Genomic DNA, 25,911 nt, shown 5'->3' on the forward strand with positions numbered 1-25,911 from the left:
ACGACGCGCGGGAACAAGGACGACGCGGCGAAGTGGAGTCCCTCGCGACGAAGGCGTTGCGAATCCAGCGAGGAGCTCGTGTAGAGTGGAACGATGGCCCGGATCGTCGATACCCGATGCCCGCGATGCGGCGCCCCGCTGCCCGTTCAGCCGGGGATGGATGCAGTCACCTGCCAGTACTGCGGCGCGCGCTCGCTGATCGATCGCGGCAGGAAGCCGACCACCGCGCCGATCCCGCAGGGCATGCACGTCGTCCGGGTCGCCCCGCCGTCCAGCGGCGCCGCGCCCTTCATCGTGCTCGGGGCGGTCACCTCCATGATGGTGGCCGGCGGCGTGGCTGGCTTTCTGTTGATGCGCGCGCCGGCGACGTCCGCTGCCGGCGCCGGCGCGCGGCCTCTGCTCGGCAGCGGACCACGCACGTACTTCGGCGACCGGCCCATGCTCGCCGACGTGAACGGCGACGGGGCGACGGACGTGATCGGAAAGAGCAGCATCCCCGCCGGGGAAGAGTGGATCGCGGCCTACGACGGCCGCGACGGCAAGCCGATCTGGAAGACCGCGGTCCTCACCAAGGACGCGACGAGCCACGAGGCGCGGCGCGCGGTGGCCGCCGGCCGGGTGATCTCGATCGACGGGCTGGGCAAGGCGCAGGCCTACGATCTGCGCACCGGGAGCCCGTCATGGTCGGTGTCGCTCGGCGAGAAGGCGAAGCGGGTCTGTCAGGGCAACGGCGTGATCGTCGTCGAGACGGTCGATGACGTGAAGCACGGCCTGGAGCCGGCGAGCGGAGCGCGGCGCCAGCTCGCGAAGGACGCGGCGTGCAAGCCGGTCCCGAGCTCGAACGCGGCCGAGGCGCCCGGCTACAAGCTCGTCGGCTGGTCCGAGTTCGACGAGCTCGGCCTGCCCAGCCTGCACGAGATCGAGGGCATGACGGCGCACGACGCGCTCGTCCCGAGCGGGCCCGGGCCGCGGTTCCTGCTCGGCCGCCGCAGCAAGGGCAGCCAGGTCAAGATGGTCGCCGCGGTGGACAAGAAGAAGGTCCTCTGGAAGGACGTGGTGCCCGGCGTCGATCCGCTCACCACGAAGGCGATGGGGTCGGACGAGGCGGCTTACGAGGGCGGGCTCCTGGTCGTCCCTTATGACATGAACGACAGCAAGGAAGGCACGCGCCTCGCCTGCTTCGACGGAGGCACCGGCAAGCGGCTCTGGGACGTGCAGGTCCACAAGAAGTCGCAGGTATCCAGCGGTATCTCGACCTCGGCGAACGACGTCTTCTACGCCACGTGGACGGCGGTTTACGTGTTCTCGCTGAAGACCGGGCAGCTCAGGTACGTGATCGGGACCGAGTTCTAGCCGGGCGCGCTCACGGATCGGCGACCTTCAGCAGCTGCTTGCCCACGTTCGCGCTGGTGAAGAGGCGGTTGAGCGTCGCCGGGGCCTTCTCGAGGCCCTCCTGGACGTCCACGCGATTCTTGAGCTTGCCCGAGCTCACCCAGCCGCCGAGCTCGGAGACCGCCTCTTCCAGGCGGCCGAAGTGATCGCTGACGATGAACCCCTCCATCCGGCCGCGCTTCATGAGCAGGCTCAGGTAGTTCCTTGGGCCGGCCGGCGCCTCGGAAGCGTTGTAGTCGCCGATGGAGCCGCAGAGCACGACCCGCCCGCGCATCGCGAGGTGGGCGAGCGCGGCGTCGAGGATCGCGCCGCCCACGTTGTCGAAATAGACGTCGATGCCGGAGGGGCAGAGCTCGCCGAGCCGGGCCTCGACGTCCTCGGACCTGTAGTCGATGGCGGCGTCGAAGCCGAGCTCACCCGTGAGCCACGCGCACTTCTCGGGGCCGCCTGCGATCCCGATCGCGCGGCAGCCCTTGAGCCTGGCGATCTGTCCCGCTATCATCCCGGTCGCGCCGGCGGCGCCCGAGACGACCACCGTCTCTCCCTGCTTGACGCGCCCGATGTCGAGCAGGCCGAAGTAGGCAGTCAGGCCCGTGACGCCGAAGACGCTGAGCGCCAGCTCGGGCGCGAGGCCGGGCGGCAGCTTCGTCGCCGGCAGCAGAGAGTCCTTCCCGGTCGCCAGCACCGCATAGTCCTGCCAGCCGAGGAGGCCCTGGACGAGGTCGCCCGGGGCGAAAGCAGGGCTGTTCGAGCGCACCACCTTGCCGATCCCGCCGGCGCGGACGACATCGCCGATCGGGATCGCCGGCATGTACGAGTCGCGGTCGAGCCAGATCCGCTGCGTGGGATCGACCGACAGATAGAGCGTGCGCACGAGGATCTCGCCGTCCTTCGGCGCCGGGATGGGCTCCTCACCGAAGGTGAAATCGCTGTCCTTGATCAGGCCGACAGGACGTGAGGCAAGCCGCCAGCACCGGTTCGTGTCGCTCCTCATGGGATCTTCTCCTCTGCTCGGGTGACGACGACGCTACCAGCGCATACCGAGCAGGGCAACCTGCCGAGGCGGTAGGCAAGCGCGCGGACCCATGCTAATGTCGCCAGCGACGCCTCACCCGCGTCGCTCATGATCACCCCTCGCTGAAGCCATCGCTCCGTCGCTCGGCCGCCCGAGGTGAGCCGTCCGTCGCGCCGCGCACCGCGCCTGTCGTTCGCGTGCGTCGCGCGCTCGTTGACGATCGGCCCACGGCGCGCGGTGCCGTGGCGCGCAGCGACGGCAGTGACGGTCATGATGGCGACGGCGGCGCTCGCTGCGCGGCCGGAGGGACGTTTTCCCGGGGCCACCGCGGCGCCGAGCCGGGGGGCTCGCGGCGGGTCGGTCCGGCGCTGCCGCGGCGCGACCGGGGCGTGAACAAGACAGGCCTTGAAGGAGGGTTCGTATGAGAAAGATAGTCTATGATGTCGCGGTGACGCTCGACAACTTCATCTCGCACGAGGACGGCTCGGTCGAGGGCTTCCTGATGCAGGGAGATCACGTCACGGAGTACGCCGAGCGCCTGAAGGGCTACGACACCGTCGTGATGGGGAGAAAGACGTACGAGTGGGGCTATCCCTTCGGGCTCGTCCCGGGGAAGCGAGCGTATCCGAACATGGATCACTACATCTTCTCGAAGACGCTGCGCTTCGACGAGGGCGCGGAGGTCCATGTCGTCGATCGCGACGAGCTCGCGGTCCTGCGGCGGCTGAAGGAGGGCGACGGGGCGGACATCTACCTCTGCGGGGGCGGCGCCTTCGCCGGCTCTCTCCTGGACCACGGGCTCGTCGACCAGATCGTCCTCAAGCTGAATCCCATCCTCTTCGGCCACGGGATCCGGCTCTTCGGCGAGAGCACGAGGAAGGTAGAGCTGGCGCTCCTCGAATCGAAGCCGTACGCGAGCGGCGCGGCCCTCCTTAGATACGACGTGAAGTACGGGGGCGCGGCGTAGGGGACGCCTCCCCATGATGCTACTCGACCCCACCGCGTCGCCCTCGTCGGTCGACTCCACAGGTGGTCTGATGTGGATGCCGCACTCGCAGTGGAGCCAGCGGCGACGCTCGCCATGCGCGCTGAGCACCAGACGACGGATTCACCTGTCCAGGCTGTTGAGAAGATTTTCTGCCCGGGATAGTCTCGCGATATACGGGTCTGGCTCGGAGCATCTCGGGTGCGGAGTGAGCCGCTACAGCGAATGGTGGCTCCGGTCGCGCAGCCTCGCGGTGCATATCGAGGAGGGGCAAGGATGAGATCAGTTCATTCTGTGACGGTGCACGGGTTGCTGGTCGGCGCGCTCGCCATGATGGGTTGCGGCGGCGACGATGCGTCGGGCAGCGGCGGCGCCGGCGGGAATCCCTCCGGCTCCAGCACGTCGTCGAGCTGGGCGAGCGGGACCGGCAGCTCGACCAGCACCGGACCGGCCAGCGGTACCGGCACGGGCGGAGGCACCGTCGATCCGGGCGAGCAATGCTCTGGCTGCGCGCGGCTCTCCGTGCCGCTCACGGGCAGGGGGCAAGCGACGCAGTTCTTCATCGGGTTCGACGAGGCGATCGACCTGACCGGCGCCACCGTCACGTTCCGCGTGAAGGCCCATACAGGCACCAGCGGCGGCTTGCAGCCGTACGTGCAAAACGGGGACGAGCTATTCTATGCGTACATCGGCTACACGTGGAATCCGGTCGCCGACCTCGGAGAGTGGACGGAGTTAACGATCGATGTCGATGCCGCCGCCGCGGCGTCCCCCGGCTTCAACCGCACCTTGGTGGAGATGATCGGGCTTCAGGTCACGGCGGGCGACACGGGGCCCTGGACCAACCCGACCGTCATCTACGTCGACTCCATCACTGTCACGAGGCCCAGCAGCACGAGCGGTCAGCGCAAAGCCGGGGGGGCGAGCGACGAGTTCGGCGAGGGCGGCGCCGGGGGCACGAGCGGCGACGGCGGCGCGAGCGGCGTGGGCGGCGCTGGAGGCACCAGCGGCGACGGCGGCGCGAGCGGCGTGGGCGGCGCTGGAGGCACCAGCGGCGACGGCGGCGCGGGCGGCGTGGGCGGCGCTGGAGGCACCAGCGGCGACGGCGGCGCGGGCGGCGTGGGCGGCGCTGGAGGCACCAGCGGCGACGGCGGCGCGGGCGGCACCAGCGGTGCGGGGGGCGAAGGCGGCACGGCCGGGGCCGGCGCCGGCGGCGAAGGCGGCACGGCGGGGGCCGGCGGCGAAGGTGGCGCGGGCGGCGACGGCGGTACCGGCGGCTCTGGCGGCTCTGGCGGCGAAGGCGGCGAAGGCCAAGGCGGCGAAGGCGGCTCCGGCCCCGACGTGATTCACGTGGTGGGTCCCTTCGAGTTCACGACCAGCGTGGAGCCGATGGCGATCAGCAATTACATGCCCGTGGCAGGCTCGACGCTGCTCCACATCCCCGAGTGATCGGGGCCGGCGCTCGGGATCGCCGGCGCGCACGAATCAGGCGCTCGCGAGGCCGCGAGCGCCGATCCCATCCACCACGGTACCCTCGCGATCCGTGAGGATCTTCCGCCCGGGAGCGCGTAGGCTCGCGCGCCCGCGCGATGCCGTCCGTCAAGCACAATCCATGGCTCATCTGCGCCTTCTACGGCGTGCACTCGATGATGTTCCCGGCGGCGATCTTCCCGCTGTTCTGGACCAGGGACATCGGGATGAGCGTGGCCACGATGATGAGCGTCCAGGCGTTCTTCAACCTGAGCATCGCGCTCTTCGAGTTCCCCTCCGGCTACATCGCCGATCGCCTCGGCCACCGCCGCGCCCTCGTGCTCGGCAGCGTCTCCATCCTCGCCGGGTGGCTGGCCTACGCGCTCGCGCGCTCTCTCTGGTCGGTGGTGCTGGCGGAGCTCGTGCTCGGCGTCGGGTTCTCGCTCATCTCGGGGGCTGACGCCGCGCTGCTCTACGACTCGCTGCGCGAGCAGGGCAAGGAGCACGAGTTCGCCCGCTGGTACGGCCGCATGCGCTCGGCCGCGCAGATCTCCTCCGGGAGCGCCGCGCTCGTCGCGGGCTTCCTCTACGCGCGCTGGTCTCGCCTGCCGTTCGCGATCGAGGTCGCGTGCTGGGTCGTCGCGCTCGGGATCGCCCTGCGGTTCGGCGAGACGGCGCGCGCGCAGCCCAGGGTCGAGGACCACCTCGGCCGCATGCGCGCGGTCGTGCGCGGCGCGCTGGTCGAGCGCGCCGACCTGCGCGCGGTGATGCTGCTCGGCGTGGTGTTCGCGCTCGCGGCGTACCTGCCGACCTGGCTGATGGCGCTGTACGCGACCGAGTCCGGCGCCAGCGTCACGTGGATCGGCCCGATGTGGGCCGTCGCGAGCTTCACCACCGCGCTCGGATCCATGCTGAGCGAGGGCGCCGGCCGCCGGCTGGGCATGACGGGGACGCTGCTCGCGTGCCTCGCCCTGGTGGCGGCCGGGTATCTCGGCCTCGCGCTCTCCCACCACGCGCTCGGGTTCGCGTTCTATTTCCTGCTCACGTTCGTGCGCGGGCTGCACATGCCGCTGCTCCACCACGAGGAGCAGCGCCTCGTGCCCGACGACGATCGCGCGAGCTGCGTGTCGCTGCGCAGCTTCCTGTTCCGCGCCGCCTTCGCGCTGCTCGGGCCGGCCGTGGGCATGGGCGTCGATCGCCACGGGCACCGCCCCGTGCTGTGGGCCTCGGGCGCGCTCATGGTGGCGCTCACGCTCGTCGCCCTCGGCCTGTTCCGCGCCCGCGCGGCGAGGCCGTCACACCAGGAGAACAGGGTGTGAGCGGCGCGGCGTCGCGCCGGGGTGCCGGCCGCGGCTCATGCCGATCTGGGCACCTGCTGGTGCAGCTTGCGCCGCATCTCGAGGACCGCATGCACATAGAGCCTCCCGTCGTGCGGCGCTCCGTCGGGGGAGACGATGTGCTTCGACAGGAAAGCGGCCGAGTCGACCACGCTCCCGCTGAGCCGGAATGGGACGGGCGTTCTGGCGAGCATCATGAGCCCGGTCGCCACGCTGCGCACGGCGGAGGCGAAGAAGCCCTGCCCCTCGGACGCGACCGAGACGGCGCTCACCGCCCCGGGGTGCTCGTTGAAGACGCGGGCGATGACCTTCCGTGCCTCCGGCGGCGGCAGCGGGGTGCCAGGCTCGATGACGGCGAGGTGGCCTACCCCGGAGCCGAAGCGCGCGATGCCGGCCTTCATCTCCCGATAGAACATGTGGGACTCGCCGACGCCGCTCCCCCTCCAGACGGCGATGTGCAGCCGATCCACCCAGCCGAGGACGCAGATCGCGTTCATCTGCCGGATTTCCACTACCATGGCGCGACATGCTAACCAGCTCGCTTCCCCGGCTGCAAGGCCCGGTCGCGCCGGGTCGCCGGCCAGCAGGCCGTCGCGACCGCACCCTGCCACGACGGCCTATCGCAGGTCCCGTGCGCTTTGTCGTCGCCATTACCGCCATTACGACCCTGCGCGGGGCGCTGCGGCGTCGGCCATGAAGAAGGTCGGGCGAGAGGAAGAGGCGGACCGGTTCATCGAGTTCGCCGGCGCCGGCTCCTGGGAGGTCATGCACGGGATCCTGGAGCGGCAGTTCGCCGTCCTCCATAACCGCGCCCAGGTGCTGATCGGCCTGTGCGGCATCGTCATCACCACGACCGGCTTCTCGGGGCGCCTCATCGCGGGCACCAGCCGCGCGGCGCAGGGGCTGATCATCGCCGGCGTGGCGACCGTGCTGCTCTCTGCCACGCTCATCGTCTGGGGTGTGCAGCACATCCGGTGGCTCACCCAGCAGCCGGGCGGCGATATTCGAGGCTGGCTCCTCGTCGCGCTCGCCTACCGCGATCGCAAGACAACGATCTACCGCGTCGCCATCGCGTTCCTGCTCGTGGGCCTCTCGTTCTATGTCATCGCCATCGCGCTGATGCTGCTCGACCCGACCGCGGCGCCGTCGTCGGGAGGCCGCTGAGCTGGCGATCTCGGCCGGCGCCCCGCGCGCCGCCGTCCGCCGCCGTCGTCACCTTAACGGCGCGCCACATGGCTCCTCCGGGGCCGCCTGTCGAGCACGCGCCCGCGCGCCTGAGGCGAAATGCGCCGCGCGCCCCGGGCGCGGCGGCGCGATGGGCGCACGCGCGCGCGGCGAAGCGCGCCGAACGCGGCGAGCCGTGGTCGGCACGCTGCGTGCTTTGGCCCGCAGGAGGACCGAAAACAACGACCACGGAGAACGACGGAACAGCCGCGATCCGTCCCGCGAGGCGGGCGGCTCCGGTCTCCGCGAGGATGATTGCCATGTACGACACCGGTTTTGATGCTGCCGAGAAGGACTTCAGGGCGCGCCGCTGGGACGAGGAGCCGATGCCCGCGGGCGTGCCTCCACGGACCTCGACCCTGGCGAAGGCCGCGGCGGGCGCGCTCGCCGGGGCCGCGGCGGGGGCGGCGGTGGGCGCCATCGCCGGCCCGCCCGGTGCCGTCGCCGGCACGGTGATCGGCACGCTCGTCGGGACGGTCGCCGAGGTGGTCGTCGCGCGCGATCGGCAGCGGGAAGCGCTGCGGGATGCCGCGCTCGACGAGGAGATCGGCGTCGTCGGCGGGCACATCGGCGACGCGCTCCCCGGCCAGCCTCCGGTGCAGCGGGGGACCCTCTCCGCGCCGGCCGCCGGGACCGCCGAGATCGCCGGGACCGGCCTGGCCGGGGGGCCGCTGCAGAGCATCGAGCAGGCCTGAGCAACGCGACCCGCCAGCGCGGAGCCGGCGCCGACCCCGCGTGCGCTGCGCGCCGTCCGCTTTCCCTGTCGATCCTCGGGCCTTGCGCGGCCTGAAAATCAGATCAAGCCATCATGACGACTCCCGGCGCCCGAGGCGCGACCGCGGGGGTCTGTGCCGGATGGCGAGATATTTCTCCTCACGGCAGAAATGACGAATGCGCCGGGTGTGCCGTGCTGAGGCCGGCAAAGCGCGCTCCACGCCGGGATCGCCCGTCGGCTCGATGCGCCGGTGATGCGGCGTTTCGCCTGCAATGGCAGCGAGGCAGCGAGGCAGTGAGGCAGGCAGCGAGGAGCGCCCGCCGAGCGGCGCGTCCATTTCGGGCTCTTCCGCAGGCGCTGTTGAGAAAATTCCGGCTTCGGGATAACGTCGCGGCGCGCGCGGCTGGTCCGGAGAGGGATCGAGTACGGCAAGAGCAGGTACGGCGAACGGCGGCCGCAGCCGCGCGGGCCTCGTGTGCGCGTGAAACAAAGAGAGGGTACGGATGAGATCAGTTCTTTCCTTGGCGATGTTTGGGTTGCTGGCCGGCTCGATCGCCATGATGGGTTGCGGTGATGACGAAGGCTCCGGCGGGAACGGCGGGGCGGGCGGGAGCACGACGTCGACGAGCTCGAGGAGCTCGTCGAGCAGCTCCGGCACCTCGACCTCCACGGGGACCGGGGATGAGGGCGGCGCGGGCGGCGAAGGCGGCGCGGGCGTCGGCGGCGAAGGCGGCGCGGGCGTCGGCGGCGAAGGCGGCGCGGGTGGCGACAACGGCGAGGGTGGCGCGGGCGGCGCTCCTGACATCGGTCCGGGTCCGGACGAGAGCTGCTCGGGTTGCGCCCGGCTGGCCGTGCCCCTCACCGAGGCCAGCACGGGGACGCTGTTCCAGTTCGACTGGCCGGGGCTGGTCGACCTGACCGGCGCCACCGTCACGTTCCGCGTGAAGGCGCAGGCCGCCACCGGCGGTGGCGTGCAGACGTTCGTGCAGAACGGCGGTGCGCAGAGCTGGGTGGGCGTCCCCTGGGCATGGACAGACCTCAGCAGCCTGGGCGAGTGGACGGAGCTCACCATCGACGTCGATGCCGCCGCCGTGGACGCCCCGACGTTCGACAAGACCCAGGTGAGGCGCATCGGCCTCAAGGTCGACGCAGGCACCGCGGGGCCCTGGGCCAACCCGACCGTGGTCTACGTCGACTCGATCATCGTCACCAGGTCCGGCAGCGCCGGCGGTACGGGCGGCGCTGGCGGCGAGGGCGGCGCTAGCAGCACGACGGGCGCCGGCGGCGAGGGCGGCGCTGGTAGCACGGCGGGCGCCGGCGGCGCCGGCGGCACGAGCGGCGAGGGCGGCGCTGGCAGCACGGTCGGCGCCGGCGGCGCCGGCGGCACGAGCGGCGAGGGCGGCGCCGGCGGCTCGGCGGGCGCGAGCGGCGAGGGCGGTTCGGCGGGCGCCAGCGGCGAGGGCGGCTCGGCGGGCGCCAGCGGCGAGGGCGGCTCGGCGGGCGCGAGCGGCGAGGGCGGCTCGGGCGGCGAGGGCGGCGCGAGCGGCGAGGGCGGCGCCGGCGGCGCGAGCAGCGACGTGGTTCACGTCGTCGGTCCGTTCGAGTTCACGACCGACCTGCAGGAGTTCGGGCTCGGTGACTACTTGACCGTGCCTGGATCGAGGCTGGATTTCCTCGGCGAGTGAGCCAGGCTCGCCCGCGGCGCTCGTTCTCGCGCTTCTGCGCGGAGTGAGCGCCGCGCTCCGGCGCGCTCGCGCCGGTCGTTCGTTCCCTCCCTGAGCCATCTCCCCCGGTGAACGGCGCCGTGAGCGCGCCGCGGGAGCGCTCGCCAGCAATCAAGAGCCATCGCGATGCCAGTCCTGGCAGACGGCGCCGGCGGAGAGCGGCAGTCCAGCCTTCCTTGCGTCAGCAGAGGAGGGGAGCGGCGGCGCGACCGCAGCGCGGCATCTCTCGGAGCGCGCACGTTCCCGGCGCGCCCCTGCAAACCCCCGCCGATGCAAAGGCCCTCACCGTCAGCGTCGCATGCTCTCCGAACGCGCTGGCATGGAGCGCCGAGTTGTCGTCAACTGCCGCCCGCCGATCCGAGGGCGCTGTCCGCCAGGTCGCCAAGGTCCGCATGATCCGAACCGTCCACACGACTCGCTACGTCACCCCGCTCCGTGAGGGCGGGTCGCTGCCGGCCCTCGTCGAGGCCGACGACCACGGGCTCTATGTCCTGAAGTTCCGCGGCGCCGGCCAGGGGCCGAAGGCGCTCATCGCGGAGCTCGTCGCGGGGGAGATCGGGCGCGCGCTCGGGCTGCCGGTGCCGGAGATCGTGTTCATGGAGCTCGACCCGGAGTTCGGGCGCGCCGAGCCGGACCCGGAGCTGTCCGACCTGCTGTCGGTCAGCGCCGGCCTGAACCTCGCGCTCGACTACCTGCCGGGGTCGCTCCCGTTCCAGCCGCTCGCCGGCGCGGAGCTCGACCCGGCCCTTGCGGCGGCCGTCGTCTGGTTCGACGCCTTCGTGAGCAACGTGGACCGGACCTCCAAGAACCCCAACCTGCTCCTGTGGCACCGCCAGCTCTGGCTGATCGACCACGGGGCGGCGCTCTACGTCCACCACGCCTGGACCGACACGACCGATCCGCTCGCCGACGCGCCCGACCGCTTCCCGCTCGTCAGCAACCACGTGCTGCTCCCGTTCGCCGGCGACCTCGCCGCGGCCGACGCCGCGCTGAGCGCCCGGCTCACGCCCGAGCGCATCGCCGACATCGTCGCCGTCATCCCCGACGCGTGGCTGGTCGAGCAGGCGCCGCCGGTCAGGCTGGCGGGAGACCGGCGGTCGGCGTTCGCCCCGGACGCTGTCGAGGAGCCGCCCGCGCCGGCCGTCTCGTCGCTCGCGGGGGCGCGGCGCGCGGCCTACGCCGCCTACCTGACCCACCGCCTCGCGTCGCCGCGAGGGTTCGCCGAGGAGGCGCGCGATGCCCGCGCCCGGCGCTAGCCCTCCGCCCGCGCGCGACGCCGCCGACGCGTTCGATTACGCGCTGCTGCGCGTGGTCCCGCGCGTGGAGCGCGGCGAGCGCGTCAACGTGGGGGTGGTGCTCTTCTGCCGCGCCCGGAGCTTCCTCGACGCGCGCCTCGAGCCCGACGAGCGGCGCCTGCTCGCCCTGTGGCCCGCCCTCGACCTCGAGGCGGTCCGCGGCCACCTGGACTTCGTCCGCCGCCTCTGCGCCGGCGATCCGGCGTGCGGGTACGTCGCCGGGCTGCCCCAGGCCGAGCGCTTCGGCTGGGTGGTCTCCCCGACCAGCACCATCGTGCAGCCCTCGCGCGTCCACTCCGGCCTCTGCGCCGACCCGGCCGCGGCGCTCGAGAGGCTGCTCGCGGCCCTGGTGCGGCCGGGCTGAGCGGCGGACCGCGCCCGGCGCGGCGGAGGGCGCCGGCGCGCCCTCGATCGAGGCCGGCCCGGCGCGCGCCCGCGGCTCGCGCTCAGTGGCCGTCCTTGTCGCCGCGGCCCAGCGCCCGCTTCACGGCCGTCACCACGCCGAGCAGCACGGCGCCGGCCACGACGCCGACGACGGCATCGGCCAGGGACGGCACCACCGCGCCGATCACCGGACCGGCGCCGTCGGTCATGCCCTCGATGTGGTGGTGCAGCCAGGGAATGCCGTGCGTCAGGATGCCGCCGCCGACCAGGAACATCGCCGCCGTGCCGGCGACGGACAGGCCCTTCATCAGCCAGGGCGCCGCCTTCAGGATGCCGCGGCCGAGCGACTGCTGCGCCGCGCTGCTCTGGCGGGTCAGGTGGAGGCCGGCGTCGTCGAGCTTGACGATGCCGGCGACCACGCCGTAGACGCCCACCGTCATGAGCAAGGCGATGCCGGTCAGCACGACCACGCGCGTGACGAGCGGCGAATCCGCCACGGTGCCCAGCGTGATCGCGATGATCTCGGCCGACAGGATGAAGTCGGTGCGCACCGCGCCCTTGATCTTCTCCTTCTCGAACGCGACGACGTCGATCTTCGGATCGGCGAGCGCCTGCACGAGCTCGGCGTGGTGCGCCTCTTCGTCGTGCTCGCTGTGCAGCAGCTTGTGGGCGATCTTCTCGAAGCCCTCGTAACAGAGGAAGGCGCCGCCCACCATCAGCAGCGGGGTGACGGCCCAGGGAATGACGGCGCTGATCGCCAGCGCCGCGGGCACCAGGATGGCCTTGTTGAGCAGCGAGCCCTTGGCCACCGCCAGCACGACCGGCAGCTCGCGGTCGGCGTTGACGCCGGTCACCTGCTGGGCGTTGAGCGCCAGGTCGTCGCCCAGCACGCCGGCGGTCTTCTTGGCGGCCACCTTGGTCAGCACGGCCACGTCGTCCAGCACGGTGGCGATGTCGTCGATCAGGGCGAGCAGGCTGCTTCCGGCCATGGAGTGAGGTCCTCGTCGAATGGATGGGTGGATGGCGTCGCCGCGGCGCGCCGTGGAACCGCCGCGGGGCCGCCGCGGCCGGCATGGTAGCGGGCGCCGCCCCCGGGTCGAAGATCCCCGGGCGTTCACGTTGACCGGCGAGCCTAGCACGCTGCCGGTCCCGAGCGGCGCCGCGTTCGCCCGCGCGGCGCGTGGTCCGTCGCTCGTGGCGTATGGCGCGGTGCTCGACAGCCGCGGGCGCGCGCGGCGACGTGGGCACGACGACCGATTGGTAACTGTCCAAGGGATTGGCGCGCCGTCTGACAGAATGGACATCCCGCCTCACCTTGAAAGCAGCTGGACGTCAGCCACGGACGCCGGCGGGATACGCGAGCGGAGGGCGAGCGCAGGCGACGGCGGAGCCGGGCCAGCGCAGCCGGACCCCGCGCCGTCGTCCGGGGCAGGAGCGCCAACCATCGCTGGAGGAAGCCGTCATGAAGGTAGGCATATTGCTCGGCAGCACGAGGAGCGGGAGGCAGTCGCACAAGGTCGCCCATTACCTGGAGAGGAGATTGCAGGAGAGGCGCGTCGCGACCGACCTCATCGACCTGGCGGAGAGCCAGCTGCCCATCCTGGAGGAGCGCAGCGGCCGGCACCCGCAGCTCCAGGCGCGGGTTCAGGGCCTGAGCGCCCGCCTCCGCGAGGCGGATGGCCTGGTGTTCGTGACGCCGGAATACCACGGCAGCTTCTCCGGCGTGCTGAAGAATGCGCTGGATTACTTCTGGGAGGAGTTCAATCGAAAGCCGATCGGCGTGGCCGCGGTCTCCGCCGGGAAGCTCGGAGGCATCAACGCCTCGACCCAGCTCCAGCACGTGATCCTGAGCCTCGGGGCCTTCCCGCTGCCGACGAAGCTGCTCGTCCCGGAGGTCCAGAGCGCGTTCGACGAGTCGCTCCAGGTGAAGGGCGAGAACGTCGCGAAGTCGACGAGCAGGTTCCTGGACGAGTACCTCTGGTTCGCCCGCGCCATCGTCGAGGCGAAGCGCGCCGCGCCGGAGCAGGCGGCGTAGCGGCGGCGGCGCGGCCGTCAGCAAGGAGGCGCCCGGATCGACCGCGCCACCGCGGCGCGGCTCAGGCGCTCTCCTCGATCCCCGACGGCTCTTCCAGCCCCGGCGGCTCCTCCAGGCTGATGCGCCCGAGCCGCCCGGCGCGGAAGTCGTGGACCAGGATGTCCGACGCCTTGTGCAGGTCCACCGCCCCGCCGCCGCGCAGGCAGCCGCGGCGGCGGCCGATCTCCTCGATCAGCGCGGCGGCCGACGCCGGGAGCTCCTTCAGCTTGTAGCGGGCGACGAGGAGCTCGGGATAGCGGCGCAGGAAGTGCCCCGCCGCGAAGAGGGCGACGCTCTGGTAATCGATCGCCGTGTCCGGGATCGCCCCGCCCACGGCCAGGCGGAACGAGGCCGCCTCATCGTCGATCTTGGGCCAGAGGATGCCCGGGTTGTCGGAGATGGCCATGCCGCTCTTCAAGGTGACGAGCTGCTGGCTCTTCGTGACCGCGGGCTCGTCGCCCACCTTGGCCACCTTGCGGTCCATGAGCGTGTTGATGAGCGTCGATTTGCCGACGTTGGGGATCCCCACGATCATGGCCCGCACCACCTTGCCAGGGCCGTTCTTGGGGGGCGCGAGGCGCTTGCAGAGCTCCGGGATCCGGCGCCGCGCCTCGGACGACTGGTTCGCGGAGATCGCGAGCGCGAGCACCTGGCCGCCGGGCGGCGCCCCGCCCGGCGGCGCCGGGTGCTCCGCCTCGAGGTGACGGAGCCACGCCTTCGTGACGGCCGGGTCCGCGAGATCGCTCTTGTTCAGCACCTTGATGCACGGCTTCTGGCCGCGCAGCTCGGCCACGACGGGGTTCTCGCTGGCCCGGGGCATGCGGGCGTCGAGCACCTCGATGATGACGTCCTGCGACGGCATCGACTCGGCGAGCACGCGCCGAGCCTTGGTCATGTGGCCGGGATACCATTGAATCGACATCCGTCGCGTAGCTCTATCACGCCCGGAGGCTCAGGCGCACCCGTCCGGGCCGCAGGCGGCGCCCTCGGCGAACGCCTGCTCGGGCTCGGCAGCCGCCTCGTCCCACGCCTTCTGGAGCACGCCGAGGAGCTGCTCCGCCGGCTGCGCGCCGGAGGCGCCGTAGCGCCCGCCGAACGCGAAGAACGGGACGCCCGTGATGCCGAGCGCGCGCGCCTCGTCCTCGTCGGCCCGCACCTCGCGCGCGTGGGCGTCGCCCGCGAGCGCGGCGCGCACCTCGTCCGGGTCGAGCCCCGCTTCCCCGGCGAGCCGCGCGAGCACCTCCGGGTCGCCGATCGCCTCGCCCTCGGTCATGTAGGCCCGGAGCAGCCGCTCCTTCACCGCGTCCTGCACGCCGCGCTCGGCCGCGAGGTGCAGCACGCGGTGCGCGTCGAAGGTGTTGCCGGGCCGGACCTTCTCGAAGTGGAGCTCGAGCCCGTCCGCCGCCGCCACGTCGGTCATCTGCCGGATCATGGCCTCGGCCCTGGCGACGGAGGCGCCGTACTTCTTCGCCAGGCGCTCGGCGTACGGGACGGGCGGCTCGAGCACGCGCTTCGCCGAGGGGTCGAGCTCGAACGCGCGCCAGACGACCTCGACCGAATCCCGGTGCGGGAACCTGGCGAGCGCGGCCTCGAGCCGGCGCTTGCCGACGTAGCACCAGGGGCACGCGATGTCGGACCAGACATCGACACGGAGCTTCTTCATGGAGCTCAACGTAGGTCCCCGCGGCGCGTCCGGCCAGGCGCCCACCGCCGGCGCGCCGGTGCTCCACGGGTCAGGTCTCCGTCCGCCGTTCGCCTGCCATGCCGGCCGCTGGCGCTGCCCGCCGCGCGCTGCCGCGCCTCACTGCAGCCCGAGCGTGGCTGCCACCTTGTCCTCGAGCCCGCCCCAGGACGCTGGCCGATCCGCCGCCACGTAGGCCTTGAGGAACACGTCCCGGTCCTCGAGCGCGACGACATAGGAAGCCATCTGCATCCCGTTCTTGAGCTGGTGCCTGACGCTCAGCGCCGGCCTGCCGCCCAGCGTGATGCGCTTCGCCGGGCCCATGGCGGCCGCGCCCTCCGGCGGCATCTGGTCGAGGTCCTTGCGCCCCTGCTCGAGGTCCGCGTCGAGCTGCTCGGGCGTCGTCTCGCCCTGGCGCGGGAACACCATGAGCTGGAACACCACCGGCGTGTCGGGCAGCCGCCCGTACGTGTGGACGCGGACGCCGTCGAGCTCCTCCACGGAGGGGGCCCGCGCGAGCGACTCCGGCAGGTCCAGCGCGACGCCCGTGTCCGCGACAGCGGTGCGCGTCAGCGCCGGCGGCGCGGCGAGCTCCCAGGGGCGGCCGACGGCGAGCGCCACCACCACGGACAGCGCCATCGCCACACCCATGAGCGCGGCCGCCGCCGTGAGGAGGGGGCGCGGCCTCGGCTCCGCGTCCGACGGGCGCTGGCGCTGATCGAGCGGCGTGAGGCCCCGGGGCAGGACGGTGACGGCGAGCGCGAAGCCGACGACGCCGCCGCCGAGGTGCGCGAGCAGATCGACGCCGGGTATCAGGCTGATCGCGAGGTTGAGCCCGAGCGGCCACCACGCGCGGCTGCGCATCCGCGCGATCATCGAGGGGGGCAGGAGCCCGTGGGGCCGGAGCGCGACGCCGATGCCGGCGGTCATGAGGCCCCAGATCGCGCCCGACGCGCCGACGCTCCACCGGCCCTCGTCGAGCACGCTGCCGACGGTGCTCGCGATCGCCCCGCCCAGCGCCGAGGCCCCGTAGAGCAGCAGGAAGCGCCGCGGGCCGACCAGCGCCTCGAGCATCGGGCCGAGGGACCAGAGCGCCAGCATGTTGACGAACAGGTGCACCGGGTTGGCGTGCAGGAAGGCCGAGGCGAAGAGCCGGTAGACCTCGCCGCGGCGCACCGCGTCGGCGTTGTCGGCGCCCATGCGCCAGAGCGCCGCGTCGTGGGTGCCGGAGCCGAAGGCGTAGCTCACGGCGAGGAGCGAGGCGCACGCGATCACGAGCGTCGCCGTGACGCGGCGGCTGCCCGAGAGCCGGTCCACGATCGCGCGCTCCTGCTGCGCCAGCGCGAGCGCCTCCGCGAGCGCCTCGGGGCCGATCGGGCCCACCTCGGCGAGGCGCGCGTGGGCCGCCGCGAGGAGCGGCAAGGCCGGCCCCTTCACGCGCGCGAGCGCGCCCGCCGCGTCGAGGTGGTGGAAGCCCATGCGCACGGGCTGGAGGATGGGCGACGCCCGGGAGAGCGCGGCCTGGCCCGCGGCAGCGCCGCCGCCCACCACGACGAAGTGCGCCGGCGGCCCGCCGGGGGGGATCGCCTTCACCAGGGCCCCGAGCCGCGCGCGGATCTCGTCGGCCGAGGCGTCGGCGGCGGTCGTGACGAGCACGAGCCGCACCGGGGCCGTCCGCCCGACGAGCTCCGCGACGACCGCATCGCAGTGGAGGAGCAGGAGGTCGTCCCGCCCCACCAGCAGCGCGGCGAGCAGGCGGTCGCGTTGAATCAAGGTCTCGTCCCCGGGCGCCGGGCCCATGGTCGGCAACTCCACCACGCTCTATCTCCTCCTCGTGCGCTGCTGGGAGAGGCCCCGCCGCGAGCGTAGCGGAAAGCCGGCGCGAGCAGGACCGCGAAGCGCGCCCGGCCCGGCGCGCGCTGCGCGGCGCGTGCTTCAGGCGATCTCGGCGACGACCGCGTGGTGGTCGGACGCGGCGCCGACGTCGATGACGTGGGCCTGCGCGAGCCGTCTGGACAGCCGCGGTGAGAGCAGCACGTAGTCGGTCCGCGTCTCCACCTGCGCGCCGGGGCGCCCGCGCAGCGCGGTGGCCCAGCGCGCGGCGCCCGGCCGGACGCGCAGGGCGTCGGTCCAGCCGAACGCCTCGATCGCGTCCATCGTGTCGAACCGCGGCGGGCTGCCGTACTTCTCGATGCCGGCGGCCGCGAGGCGCGCGTCGAGGTCCGCGGGGTAGGGATCGCGCCGCGACAGCGCGTTGAGGTCGCCGGCGAGCGCCCAGAGGCCCGCGGCGAACCGCTCGGGCGGCACGAGGGCGAGCAGCCAGCGGGCCTCGGTGAGCCGGCGGTCCTCGCTGCCCGCGTTGAGGTGGGTGCCGAGCACCACGAGCGGCTCGCCCGCGAGCGAGAGCTCGACCTCGACGAGGCAGTGGGCCAGCGCCTCGGGCGCGTGCACGCGCGCCTCGACGAGCGGCGCCCGGCTGACCACGCAGACGTGGTTGCGCCGGCCGTTCGGCCGCGGGTTGGCGCGGCCGAGCACGGCGTGCCGGTCGCCGGACGGCGCGCCGATCGCCTCGGCGACGGCCCGGAGCCGGGCGCCGTCCCCCCAGCCGACGCACTCCTGGAGGACGAGCAGGTCCGGGCGCGCCGCCGCGGCGATCGCGAGGATCGCGTCGAAGCGGTCCTCGCCGCCGAAGAGGATGTTGAAGGTCATGATCTTCATCTCGGGATCAGGCTAGCTCGTGACCGCGGAGCGGCTCCAGGGCGCGCTGAATCCGGTGGACGCGGCGCCGGCGACAGCGCACGAAGCGGACGTGGCCGCGCGCGGGGCCGCGCCCCGGCCTGACAGACCATGGAGCCGACGATGAGCACCGAGCACCGAGGCCTCCAGGGCGCCCTGCACCTCGTCCCCGTGTCTGCCGGCGCCCGGGCGGCCGCGGCCCTGCCGCGCGCGGGCGCCGAGGGCAGCGCCCCCTGCGCCGCGGGGGAGAGGGCGTGATGGCCGGCGAGATCATCCCGATCCGCAGCGACTCGCCGCTCTACGCCGGCGCGCTGCGCCTGCGGTTCGACGTCTTCGTCGTCGAGCAGGCCGTGCCCGCGGACGTCGAGAGCGACGAGCTCGACGCCGATGCGCAGCACTACGTGGTGCTGGAGGGCGACGAGGTCGTCGCGACGATGCGGATCGTGCCGTACGACGGCGCGCTCAAGGTGGGCCGCGTCGCGGTCAGGAAGGATCTCCGCGGCGCCGGCCTCGGGCGGCGCCTGCTCGAGGAGGCGATCCGCATCGGCGCGGCGCAGGGCGCGCGCGCCCTGGTCCTGAACGCGCAGGTCTCGGCCGCGCCGTTCTACCGCAAGCTCGGGTTCGTCGAGGAGGGGCCGACCTTCGACGAGGCGGGGATCCTGCACACGAGGATGGTCAGGGTGATGGCCTGAGCTGTGGAGCGAAAGGAACGGGTGAGCCGATGACCACGCAGCGGATCCTCCTCGCCGGCGCCACGGGCGCGGTGGGCTTCGAGCTCTTGCGGCTGCTCCGCGCGCGGGGGTGCTTCGTGCGCACCCTCTCCCGCGTCGAGGGGAACGCCACGCGCCTGCTCGGCCTCGCCTCCGAGGTCGTCGTCGCCGACGCGGCGGAGCCGGGGGCCGTGAGCGGCGCGCTCGCCGGCGTGGATACGATCGTCTCCTGCCTCGGCGCGAATGTCTCGATGACGCTGCGCGAGCGCAGGAGCTATCACGACGTCGACGTGGTGGCGAACACGCACCTCCTCGAGGCCGCGAAGCGGTCGGGGACGCGGCGCTTCGTCTACCTCTCGGCGCAGCCTGGCCCGGGCTACGCCCACACCCGTTACCTCGCCGCCCATCTCCAGATGGAGGAGCGTATCCGCGCCTCGGGTATCTCGTTCTCCTTCGTGCGCCCCACCGGCGTCTACTCTGCGCTGAGCGACATGATCAGGATGGCCCGCGCCGGCCTGGGCACGGTGCCCGGCGACGGCCTCGCGAGGACCAACCCGGTGCACCCCGTCGACGTCGCGGAGGCGCTCGCCGAGGTGGTCGCCGGAGGCCCGGACGTGCTGCCCGTGGGCGGGCCCGACGTCATGACCCGCGACGAGGTGATGCGCCTCGCCTTCGACGCCGTCGGCAAGAAGGGGCTTATCGTGCACGTCCCCGCAGGGGTGTTCCGGTCCACGAGCGTGCTGCTCGCGGGCATCCATCCGCGGCTGTCGGATCTGCTGGAGTTCGTGGCGGCCGTGACGATGTCCGACTCGGTCGCTCCGGCGCGCGGGACGCGCCCGCTGCGGGCCTGGTTCGAGGCGCTCGCGGGCGCGTAGCCCGGCCGGCTTCACGGCCATGGTCGGGCCGCGCGACTCCGCCTCAGCGGACGCTCACCCCTTGTGCCGGACTCCCTTCGATTTCCGGTACTCCTCGAGCTCCTCGCGCCCCGCCCTCCCGGCCCGGTCGAGCGTCTCCAGCCACTCGTCGCGGTGCTCCCGCATCGCCTCGAGCACCGTCTCGGCGACGACGAGGTTGCGGTACCACTTGGCGTCCGCCGGGACGATGCACCAGGGCGCGTGCTTGGCCGCGCAGCGCCGGAAGACGTCCTCGTAAGCCTCGGTGTACTCGTCCCAGTGCTCCCGCTCCTTCCAGTCGTTCACGTTGAGCTTCCAGGCGGTCGAGGGGCTCTTCTCGCGCTCGAGGAGCCGCTCCTCCTGCTCCTTCTTGCTGATGTGCAGGAAGAACTTGATCACGATGGTCCCGTGCTCGGCCAGGAGCTCCTCGAAGTCGTTGATGTGGTCGTAGCGCTCGCCCCAGCGCGACTTCGGCTCCAGATCGTGCACGCGCACGACGAGCACGTCCTCGTAGTGAGATCGGTTGAAGATCGAGAACTCCCCCGCGCGCGGCGCCTGCCGGTGGATCCGCCACAGGAAGTCGTGCTCCCGCTCCTCCTTCGTGGGCACGCCGAACGAGCTCACCGAGACGCCGCGCGGGTTGAGCGCGCCGACCACGTTCTTGATCGCGCCGTCCTTGCCGGCGGCGTCGCGGCCCTGGAGGACGATCAGGACGCTGTGCGTCCTCGCGCCCCACATGAGCTCCTGCAGCTCCAGCAGCTCCTTGCCGAGATCGTGGAGCCGCTCGGCCGCCTCCTGCTTGCTCGCGTCGCGGGGCGGGTCGGTCGAGACGTCGTCCAGGCGAAACTTCGAATCAGGCTTCGTGAGTCGCGTGATGGGCATACGCGCCAGCCTACAGATCCCCCCGCGCCCTCCGCCAGCGCGGCGTCGAGCGCGCGGCAGCGGCGCGGCCCCGCGCGCTCGCCTCGACCGCTCGCCAGCCCGCTCACGCGGAATGCAGCGCCGCCGCGCTGACCAGCCCGCTCACGCGGAGCGCAGCGCCGCCGTGCTGACCAGCCCGCCGCGGCGCGCCGCGAGCTCCCGGAGCAGCGCGATCCACGCGCCGGGCTCGTCGAGCGTCAGGTCGGGCTTTACCCGGGGCTCCGGCCGCTCGGACGAGGCGATGTACACGCCCACGCCCCCGTGCGCCCGCGCGTAGGCGATCGCCGGCTCGTCGGTCGTGTCGTCGCCCGCATAGACCATCACCGTCCCCGGCGGCAGCCGCGCCAGCATGAACGCGAGGGCGCCGCCCTTGTCGTGCGCGGCGTCCCGCGCCTCGTGGATGCTGCGCCCCTCCATGACCACGAGCCCTCGCTGCCGCGCCGCCTCCGCCCACACCCCGACCGCGGCGAACGCCGCGGGCCGGTCCTCGGCCGAGACGAGCCGCCAGTGGAGCGCGATCGAGCAGCGCTTGCGCTGGACCCAGAACGCGGGGACCCGCCGCGCGATCTCGTCCGCGTCGCGCTCCAGCGCGTCGAGCGCCTCGACCGGCGCCTCCGCCGTGTACACGAGCGCCCCGCCCGGCGCCGCGATCTCGGCCCCGTGCTCGCCCACGCGCCAGACCGCATCCAGGGTCGCCGTGCGCGCCGCCACGTCGTAGATCGTCCTGCCCGTCACGACCGCCACGGCCGTCCCCGGAGCGTGCGAGAGCGCCTGGAGCGCCTCGAGCGCGACAGGCGCCGCCGCCGCCCCGCCCGAGACCGCGGCGATCTCGGCGATGGTGCCGTCGAAGTCGGTCGCGAGCAGCAACGACGGCGCGGCCGCCGCGCGCTCGATGAACTGGCCAACGTCCATGCTGTCCCGGAGCTTACCGTGAGCGGGAGCGGGAGACGATTCCAAGCCGCCGGTACGGACGCTCGATTGTATTGGGAATCACTTCTTGAGGGCGACACATCGCCGCCTCGCGGCGTCGCGCCGTTCTCTGGCGCTCGCCGCAGCGAGAGGGAGCGCGCCGCTCGCGGCGGCGCGGGTCAGAAACGGATGATGACCTCGTGAACGCGGCGGCCTTCGGTCTTGCCCTCGACCGCGCTTGATCCGCCGGCGCCGGGCGCAGCGGCGTGGCCCTGCTCGCGACGGAGCAGCCGATCATCACCGGCTGCTTCCAGGGCAGCAGCGCGCGCCCGGGCGGCGCCGCCGGATCGCGTGTGGACATGCGGCATGGGTGTTGCTGACTCGATCGCCTCACCGAGCGTTTGCCGAGCGTCCACCGGGCTTTGACCGGGCGCCGGCCGAGCATCGACCGAGGTCCAACTGCGCACCTTCATCGACAAGAACCGCTTTCTTCTCGTGTTCGCGGCGCTGTCCTCGGTCATGGGCATCAGCGTCGGCGTGGCCAAGGTGACCACGACGCTGTACGCGCTGGATCTCCAGGCGGACGAGGCGCTGCTCGGGCTGATCGCCGGATCGCAGAGCATCGGGGTGCTGCTCATGAGCATCCCCATCGGGCTCCTCGTCGATCACCTCGGGCCATCGCGGCTGTTCGTGCTCGGGAGCCTCGTCGCCGGGACGATCTACATGGCCCTGCCGGCGGTCCCGTCGCCGGTGTTCCTGCTGGCCTGCACGACCGCGATCAGCTTCTTCATGCCCATGCGCTTCGTCTCGCTGAGCACCGTGTTCATGCAGCAGCTCGAGACGGTGGGAGAGGGCAAGGCCGGCTGGTACCGCGGGACGCATATGGTCGGCATGTTCCTCCTCGGCCCCATCCTCGCGGCCAGCCTCACCCGGGCCCTGGGCTTCCCGGGCACCTACCGGCTCATCGGGGTCTCGTTCCTCGTCACCGTGTTCATGTCGTCGATCGTCTTCGGCCGCTACGCCGTGCGGGCCACCTCCGCTCGCTCGCTCCGCCTGTCGGGCGTCCGGTCCGACCTCGCCCTGCTCGCGCAGGACGTCGATCTCCGCAGCGTGTGCGTGATCGAGTTCGCGACGCAGTCGGTCAACTCGTTCTTCATGTTCTTCATCATCCCGATCGGCGTCACCGTCGCTCACCTGACGGCGGCCGAGGCCTCGGGGCTGCTCGCCTGGCAGGGCGTGACCTACATCTTCGCGCTGTTCTCGCTGGGCGGCCTCGTGGGCCGGGTGGGGCACGAGCGCACGTACCTCGCCAGCCTCATCCTCGTCCCGAGCGCGCTGCTGCTGCTCGGGCTGTCGAGCGACCTGGCCCCGCTCCGCGTCGGCGGCCTGATCCTCGGGCTCGGCCTCGGGCTCTTGCAGATCGCGAACCTCACCCGCATCGCCCGGATCGGCGCGCGGGTGGGGCGGGGGAAGGTGGCCGGCCTGCACGCCCTGGTGGGGCCGTCAGGAGGGCTGTTCGGCAGCACCGTCGGAGGCCTGGTGGGCCGGAGCCTGGGGCTCCAGTCCATGTTCCTGTTCCTGTCCGTGCTCTTCGGCGTGCTCCTCGCGGTGGCGCGCAGGACGTCCAGCGCCGTGGCGGCGGTGCCTCAGGCGTCCGCCGCGCCCGCGGCCGCCGAGTGACGAGCGAGCGGGAGACGCGAGCGGAGCGGGCGTGTCCGTGAAGTAGGGAGTCGCGAGGAGGAGAGAGATGAGCCAGCGCAAGGGTCAACTGAAGCTCGGAGCGTTCCTGATGGCCACGGGCCATCACGTGGCCGCCTGGCGCCACCCGGCGGCGCAGGCCGACGCCGGCCTGAACTTCAAGCACTACAAGCAGATCGTCCAGGCCGCCGAGCGCGCGAAGTTCGACATGATGTTCCTGGCCGACAGCGCCGCGGTGTGGGACCGCTCGCCGGAGTCGCTCAGCCGGACCAGCGTCGTTCACTTCGAGCCGATCACCCTGCTGTCGGCGCTCTCCGCCGTGACCGAGCACATCGGGCTCGTGGCCACGGTGTCGACGACTTACAACGAGCCCTTCCACCTCGCGCGCAAGTTCGCCTCGCTCGACTACCTGAGCGGCGGGCGGTCCGGGTGGAACCTGGTCACCTCCGCGAACCCGGCCGAGGCGCTGAACTTCAACCGCGATCACCACCTGGAGCACGCGCTGCGGTACCGGCGAGCGCGGGAGTTCGTCGACGTCGTCACCTCGCTGTGGGACAGCTGGGATGACGACGCGTTCGTGCGGAACAAGGAGTCTGGCCTCTTCTTCGAGCCGGGCCGGCTGCACGTGCCGGACCACAAGGGCGAGCACTTCTCGGTCCGCGGGCCGCTCAACGTGGCCCGCCCGCCGCAGGGGTATCCGGTGATGGTGCAGGCGGGGTCGTCCGAGCCAGGCCAGGAGCTCGCGGCGGAGACGGCGGAGGTGATCTTCACCGCGCAGCAGACGCTGGGAGACGCCCAGGCGTTCTACAGGAGCGTGAAGGACCGCCTCGACCGCCACGGGCGCTCGCCGGAGCACCTCAAGATCATGCCGGGGATCTTCCCGGTGGTGGGCCGGACCGAGCAGGAGGCCCAGGACAAGTTCGGCGAGCTCCAGGCGCTGATCCACCCCGAGGTCGGGCTGGCGCTCCTGTCGGGGATGTCGGGCGGGACCGATCTGTCGCAGTACCCGGTGGACGGGCCGCTCCCGGATCTGCCGGAGAGCAACGGCGGCAAGAGCCGGCAGAAGCTGCTCGTCGATCTGGCGCGCCGGAACAACCTGACCATCCGCGGCCTGTACGAGTGGATCGCCGGGGCGCGCGGGCACCGGCAGCTCGTCGGCACGCCGCAGAGCATCGCCGATCAGCTGGAGCAGTGGTTCCTCGAGGACGCGGCGGACGGCTTCAACGTCATGCCGCCGTACCTGCCCGGCGGGCTCACCGACTTCATCGATCTGGTGATCCCGGAGCTGCGCCGCCGGGGCCTCTTCCGGACCGAGTACGAGGGGCGGACCCTGCGCGAGAACCTGGGTCTGCCGCGCCCCGCCAACAAGTTCCGGACCGGCGAGCGGCCGAGGCCCGGCAAGATCGAGCCCGCCGTCGCCCCGCCGGCCCCCGCCGCGGCGAGGGCCTCGGCCTGAGGCCCTGACGACACGAACGGCGCTCCCAGAGGCCCTGAACTATGCGCGACTCTCACCGGACATCTCGAATCACCAGGACCCGCCGCGCGTTCGTCGCGGCCCTCTGCGCCGCGCTCTCGCTCGCGGCCTGCTCGAAGGCCGAGCCAGGCGGCGGCAAGGGCGACAGGGCCGCCGGCGACCCCGAGGTGCTGGAGCTGCGCTATCAGGGCTTCTCCGGCGCGGTCTCGGTGCCGGAGCTGGCGGAGGACCTCGGCTATCTCGCCCCGATCAAGCTGAGCTACGTCGGCAACACGATCAGCGGACCGCAGGACATCCAGACGGTGGTCACCGGAGACACCGATTTCGGGCAGGCGTTCAACGGCGCGGTGATCAAGCTGATCGCCGCCGGGGCGCCGCTCCGGGCGGTGGTGGGCGGCTACGGGGTCGACGCGAAGCGGTGGAGCGGCTTTTATGTGCTCGACGACAGCCCGATCAAGGCCCCGCGGGACCTGCTCGGCAAGAAGGTCGCCATGAACACGCTGGGCGCGCACCACGAGTTCATGCTGAAGGAGTACCTGTCGCGGCAGGGGCTGACGAGCGCCGAGATCGAGCAGGTCACGCTGGTGGTGCTGCCGCCGGTGAGCGCGGAGCAGGCGCTCCGGCAGAAGCAGGTGGAGGTCGCGGTCCTCGGCGACATCCTGCGCGACAAGGCGCTCGAGCGCGGCGGGATCCGGGCGCTCTTCTCGGATCACGAGCTGTTCGGGGAGTTCACCGCCGGCAGCTACGTGCTGACGAAGCGCTTCATCCAGGAGAACCCGAACAGCGCCCGCAAGTTCGTGGAGGCCGCGGCGCGCGCCATCGAGTGGGCGCGCAGCGCCCCGCGCGACGAGGTGATAGCCCGCCTGCAGAGCATCATCGAGCGGCGAAAGCGCAACGAGGACGCGTCGGTGGTGAAGTACTGGACCAGCCTGGGCGTCGCCGGAAAAGGGGGGCTCCTGGCCTCGAAGGAATACCAGGTCTGGATCGACTGGCTGGTGAGGGACGGCGAGCTCAAAGAGGGGCAGATCAAGGCCGAGGACCTGTACACCAACCAGCTCAACCCGTTCGCGCCGCAGGTGCAGTGACGAGGTCGAACGCTCGAGCGCGCAGGAGGGATCCCCATGAGGTGTGGAGAGCGCAGAGGTGCTCTCCCGCTCCGGGCGGCCTCCGCGTCCGTGCAGCTGAAATGACCTGAGCTCGCGTCGCGCGCGAGCCGTCCGGCGCCCTTCACGACCCGTTCAGCGGGCCGGCGGCGCGGCGCGACGCTTCGCTTC

27 protein-coding genes are annotated in these 25,911 nt (G+C 72.4%); 16 read left to right on the forward strand and 11 right to left on the reverse strand.

What is annotated here, in order from left to right; genetic code table 11:
* Positions 1-156 precede the first annotated feature (156 nt).
* Complete coding sequence (locus WME89_RS09730; protein WP_438008941.1) at positions 157-1,353, forward strand: outer membrane protein assembly factor BamB family protein; 1,197 nt, start codon at positions 157-159, stop codon at positions 1,351-1,353.
* A 10-nt stretch (positions 1,354-1,363) separates the two neighbouring features.
* Here WME89_RS09730 and WME89_RS09735 read toward each other — a convergent pair whose 3' ends face one another.
* Positions 1,364-2,386 (reverse strand): NADP-dependent oxidoreductase, encoded by a 1,023-nt coding sequence (locus WME89_RS09735; protein ID WP_438008942.1) that lies wholly within the window; start codon positions 2,384-2,386, stop codon positions 1,364-1,366.
* Between the two features lie 442 nt (positions 2,387-2,828).
* Here WME89_RS09735 and WME89_RS09740 point away from each other — a divergent pair, with 442 nt between their 5' ends.
* From WME89_RS09740 to WME89_RS09750, 3 genes are all read left to right on the forward strand, one after another.
* Positions 2,829-3,374, forward strand: coding sequence for a dihydrofolate reductase family protein (locus tag WME89_RS09740; protein WP_438008943.1), 546 nt, complete (start codon positions 2,829-2,831; stop codon positions 3,372-3,374).
* A gap of 294 nt (positions 3,375-3,668) precedes the next feature.
* On the forward strand, positions 3,669-4,841 hold the full coding sequence (locus WME89_RS09745; protein ID WP_438008944.1) for a hypothetical protein: 1,173 nt from the start codon (positions 3,669-3,671) through the stop codon (positions 4,839-4,841).
* A 140-nt stretch (positions 4,842-4,981) separates the two neighbouring features.
* A complete protein-coding gene (locus WME89_RS09750; protein WP_438008945.1) occupies positions 4,982-6,181 on the forward strand; it encodes an MFS transporter in 1,200 nt (399 codons plus the stop codon).
* Between the two features lie 35 nt (positions 6,182-6,216).
* Here the strand turns inward: WME89_RS09750 and WME89_RS09755 are convergent, their stop codons facing one another.
* Positions 6,217-6,717, reverse strand: a complete 501-nt coding sequence (locus tag WME89_RS09755) for a hypothetical protein (protein WP_438008946.1) — start codon at positions 6,715-6,717, stop codon at positions 6,217-6,219.
* A gap of 175 nt (positions 6,718-6,892) precedes the next feature.
* On the opposite strand from WME89_RS09755, the gene WME89_RS09760 reads away from it, so the two are divergent.
* On the forward strand, positions 6,893-7,363 hold the full coding sequence (locus tag WME89_RS09760; RefSeq protein ID WP_438008947.1) for a hypothetical protein: 471 nt from the start codon (positions 6,893-6,895) through the stop codon (positions 7,361-7,363).
* A gap of 320 nt (positions 7,364-7,683) precedes the next feature.
* Positions 7,684-8,118, forward strand: a complete 435-nt coding sequence (locus WME89_RS09765) for a hypothetical protein (protein ID WP_438008948.1) — start codon at positions 7,684-7,686, stop codon at positions 8,116-8,118.
* A 111-nt stretch (positions 8,119-8,229) separates the two neighbouring features.
* Here the strand turns inward: WME89_RS09765 and WME89_RS09770 are convergent, their stop codons facing one another.
* A complete protein-coding gene (locus tag WME89_RS09770; RefSeq protein WP_438008949.1) occupies positions 8,230-8,697 on the reverse strand; it encodes a hypothetical protein in 468 nt (155 codons plus the stop codon).
* Here WME89_RS09770 and WME89_RS09775 point away from each other — a divergent pair.
* The 3 genes from WME89_RS09775 (at position 8,696) to WME89_RS09785 (ending at position 11,521) form a co-directional block, all read left to right on the forward strand.
* The gene (locus WME89_RS09775; protein WP_438008950.1) at positions 8,696-9,823 is read left to right on the forward strand and encodes a hypothetical protein; all 1,128 of its coding nucleotides are present in this window, start codon (positions 8,696-8,698) and stop codon (positions 9,821-9,823) included. The two genes, WME89_RS09770 and WME89_RS09775, sit on opposite strands and share 2 nt — an antisense overlap.
* A gap of 431 nt (positions 9,824-10,254) precedes the next feature.
* Positions 10,255-11,118, forward strand: a complete 864-nt coding sequence (locus WME89_RS09780; protein ID WP_438008951.1) for a HipA family kinase — start codon at positions 10,255-10,257, stop codon at positions 11,116-11,118.
* Positions 11,099-11,521, forward strand: a complete 423-nt coding sequence (locus WME89_RS09785) for a DUF3037 domain-containing protein (protein ID WP_438008952.1) — start codon at positions 11,099-11,101, stop codon at positions 11,519-11,521. The genes WME89_RS09780 and WME89_RS09785 overlap by 20 nt, the downstream gene beginning before the upstream one ends.
* 82 nt (positions 11,522-11,603) lie before the next feature.
* Here the strand turns inward: WME89_RS09785 and WME89_RS09790 are convergent, their stop codons facing one another.
* Positions 11,604-12,530 carry a DUF808 domain-containing protein gene (locus WME89_RS09790; protein ID WP_438008953.1) on the reverse strand — a complete coding sequence of 309 codons (927 nt, stop codon included), beginning with the start codon at positions 12,528-12,530 and terminating at the stop codon, positions 11,604-11,606.
* Positions 12,531-13,003: 473 nt separating this feature from the next.
* Between WME89_RS09790 and WME89_RS09795 the strand changes: the two genes are divergently transcribed.
* Positions 13,004-13,576 (forward strand): NADPH-dependent FMN reductase, encoded by a 573-nt coding sequence (locus tag WME89_RS09795; RefSeq protein WP_438008954.1) that lies wholly within the window; start codon positions 13,004-13,006, stop codon positions 13,574-13,576.
* Between the two features lie 61 nt (positions 13,577-13,637).
* On the opposite strand, the gene ylqF is transcribed toward WME89_RS09795, so the two are convergent.
* The 4 genes from ylqF to WME89_RS09815 all read right to left on the reverse strand — a co-directional run bounded on the left by ylqF (position 13,638) and on the right by WME89_RS09815 (position 18,014).
* The gene (gene ylqF / locus WME89_RS09800) at positions 13,638-14,537 is read right to left on the reverse strand and encodes a ribosome biogenesis GTPase YlqF (RefSeq protein WP_437652453.1); all 900 of its coding nucleotides are present in this window, start codon (positions 14,535-14,537) and stop codon (positions 13,638-13,640) included.
* A 30-nt stretch (positions 14,538-14,567) separates the two neighbouring features.
* The gene (locus WME89_RS09805) at positions 14,568-15,278 is read right to left on the reverse strand and encodes a DsbA family oxidoreductase (RefSeq protein ID WP_438008955.1); all 711 of its coding nucleotides are present in this window, start codon (positions 15,276-15,278) and stop codon (positions 14,568-14,570) included.
* Between the two features lie 138 nt (positions 15,279-15,416).
* Entirely contained in the window at positions 15,417-17,114 is a 1,698-nt protein-coding gene (locus tag WME89_RS09810; RefSeq protein WP_438008956.1) for a rhomboid family intramembrane serine protease, read from the reverse strand.
* Positions 17,115-17,231: 117 nt separating this feature from the next.
* Positions 17,232-18,014, reverse strand: a complete 783-nt coding sequence (locus WME89_RS09815; protein WP_438008957.1) for an endonuclease/exonuclease/phosphatase family protein — start codon at positions 18,012-18,014, stop codon at positions 17,232-17,234.
* A 141-nt stretch (positions 18,015-18,155) separates the two neighbouring features.
* On the opposite strand from WME89_RS09815, the gene WME89_RS09820 reads away from it, so the two are divergent.
* The 3 genes from WME89_RS09820 to WME89_RS09830 are packed head-to-tail and all read left to right on the forward strand — an operon-like array spanning position 18,156 to position 19,617.
* Positions 18,156-18,290, forward strand: a complete 135-nt coding sequence (locus tag WME89_RS09820) for a hypothetical protein (RefSeq protein ID WP_438008958.1) — start codon at positions 18,156-18,158, stop codon at positions 18,288-18,290.
* On the forward strand, positions 18,290-18,724 hold the full coding sequence (locus tag WME89_RS09825; RefSeq protein WP_438008959.1) for a GNAT family N-acetyltransferase: 435 nt from the start codon (positions 18,290-18,292) through the stop codon (positions 18,722-18,724). The genes WME89_RS09820 and WME89_RS09825 overlap by 1 nt, the downstream gene beginning before the upstream one ends.
* 29 nt (positions 18,725-18,753) lie before the next feature.
* Entirely contained in the window at positions 18,754-19,617 is an 864-nt protein-coding gene (locus tag WME89_RS09830; protein WP_438008960.1) for an SDR family oxidoreductase, read from the forward strand.
* A gap of 54 nt (positions 19,618-19,671) precedes the next feature.
* Here the strand turns inward: WME89_RS09830 and WME89_RS09835 are convergent, their stop codons facing one another.
* From WME89_RS09835 to WME89_RS09845, 3 genes are all read right to left on the reverse strand, one after another.
* Positions 19,672-20,517, reverse strand: a complete 846-nt coding sequence (locus WME89_RS09835) for a PPK2 family polyphosphate kinase (RefSeq protein WP_438008961.1) — start codon at positions 20,515-20,517, stop codon at positions 19,672-19,674.
* Between the two features lie 141 nt (positions 20,518-20,658).
* Positions 20,659-21,468: a trehalose-phosphatase gene (gene otsB / locus WME89_RS09840; protein ID WP_438008962.1), complete on the reverse strand. Its 810-nt coding sequence runs from the start codon at positions 21,466-21,468 to the stop codon at positions 20,659-20,661.
* A gap of 176 nt (positions 21,469-21,644) precedes the next feature.
* Positions 21,645-21,986, reverse strand: coding sequence for a hypothetical protein (locus tag WME89_RS09845; protein WP_438008963.1), 342 nt, complete (start codon positions 21,984-21,986; stop codon positions 21,645-21,647).
* On the opposite strand from WME89_RS09845, the gene WME89_RS09850 reads away from it, so the two are divergent.
* From WME89_RS09850 to WME89_RS09860, 3 genes are all read left to right on the forward strand, one after another.
* Positions 21,985-23,145 carry an MFS transporter gene (locus tag WME89_RS09850; RefSeq protein WP_438008964.1) on the forward strand — a complete coding sequence of 387 codons (1,161 nt, stop codon included), beginning with the start codon at positions 21,985-21,987 and terminating at the stop codon, positions 23,143-23,145. The genes WME89_RS09845 and WME89_RS09850 overlap by 2 nt on opposite strands.
* A 67-nt stretch (positions 23,146-23,212) precedes the next feature.
* Entirely contained in the window at positions 23,213-24,619 is a 1,407-nt protein-coding gene (locus WME89_RS09855; protein WP_438008965.1) for an LLM class flavin-dependent oxidoreductase, read from the forward strand.
* Positions 24,620-24,660: 41 nt separating this feature from the next.
* Positions 24,661-25,722, forward strand: a complete 1,062-nt coding sequence (locus WME89_RS09860) for an ABC transporter substrate-binding protein (RefSeq protein WP_438008966.1) — start codon at positions 24,661-24,663, stop codon at positions 25,720-25,722.
* Positions 25,723-25,911 lie beyond the last annotated feature (189 nt).

This window comes from Sorangium sp. So ce321 (genome assembly GCF_051530195.1).
Taxonomy (GTDB): Bacteria; Myxococcota_A; Polyangia; order Polyangiales; family Polyangiaceae; genus Sorangium.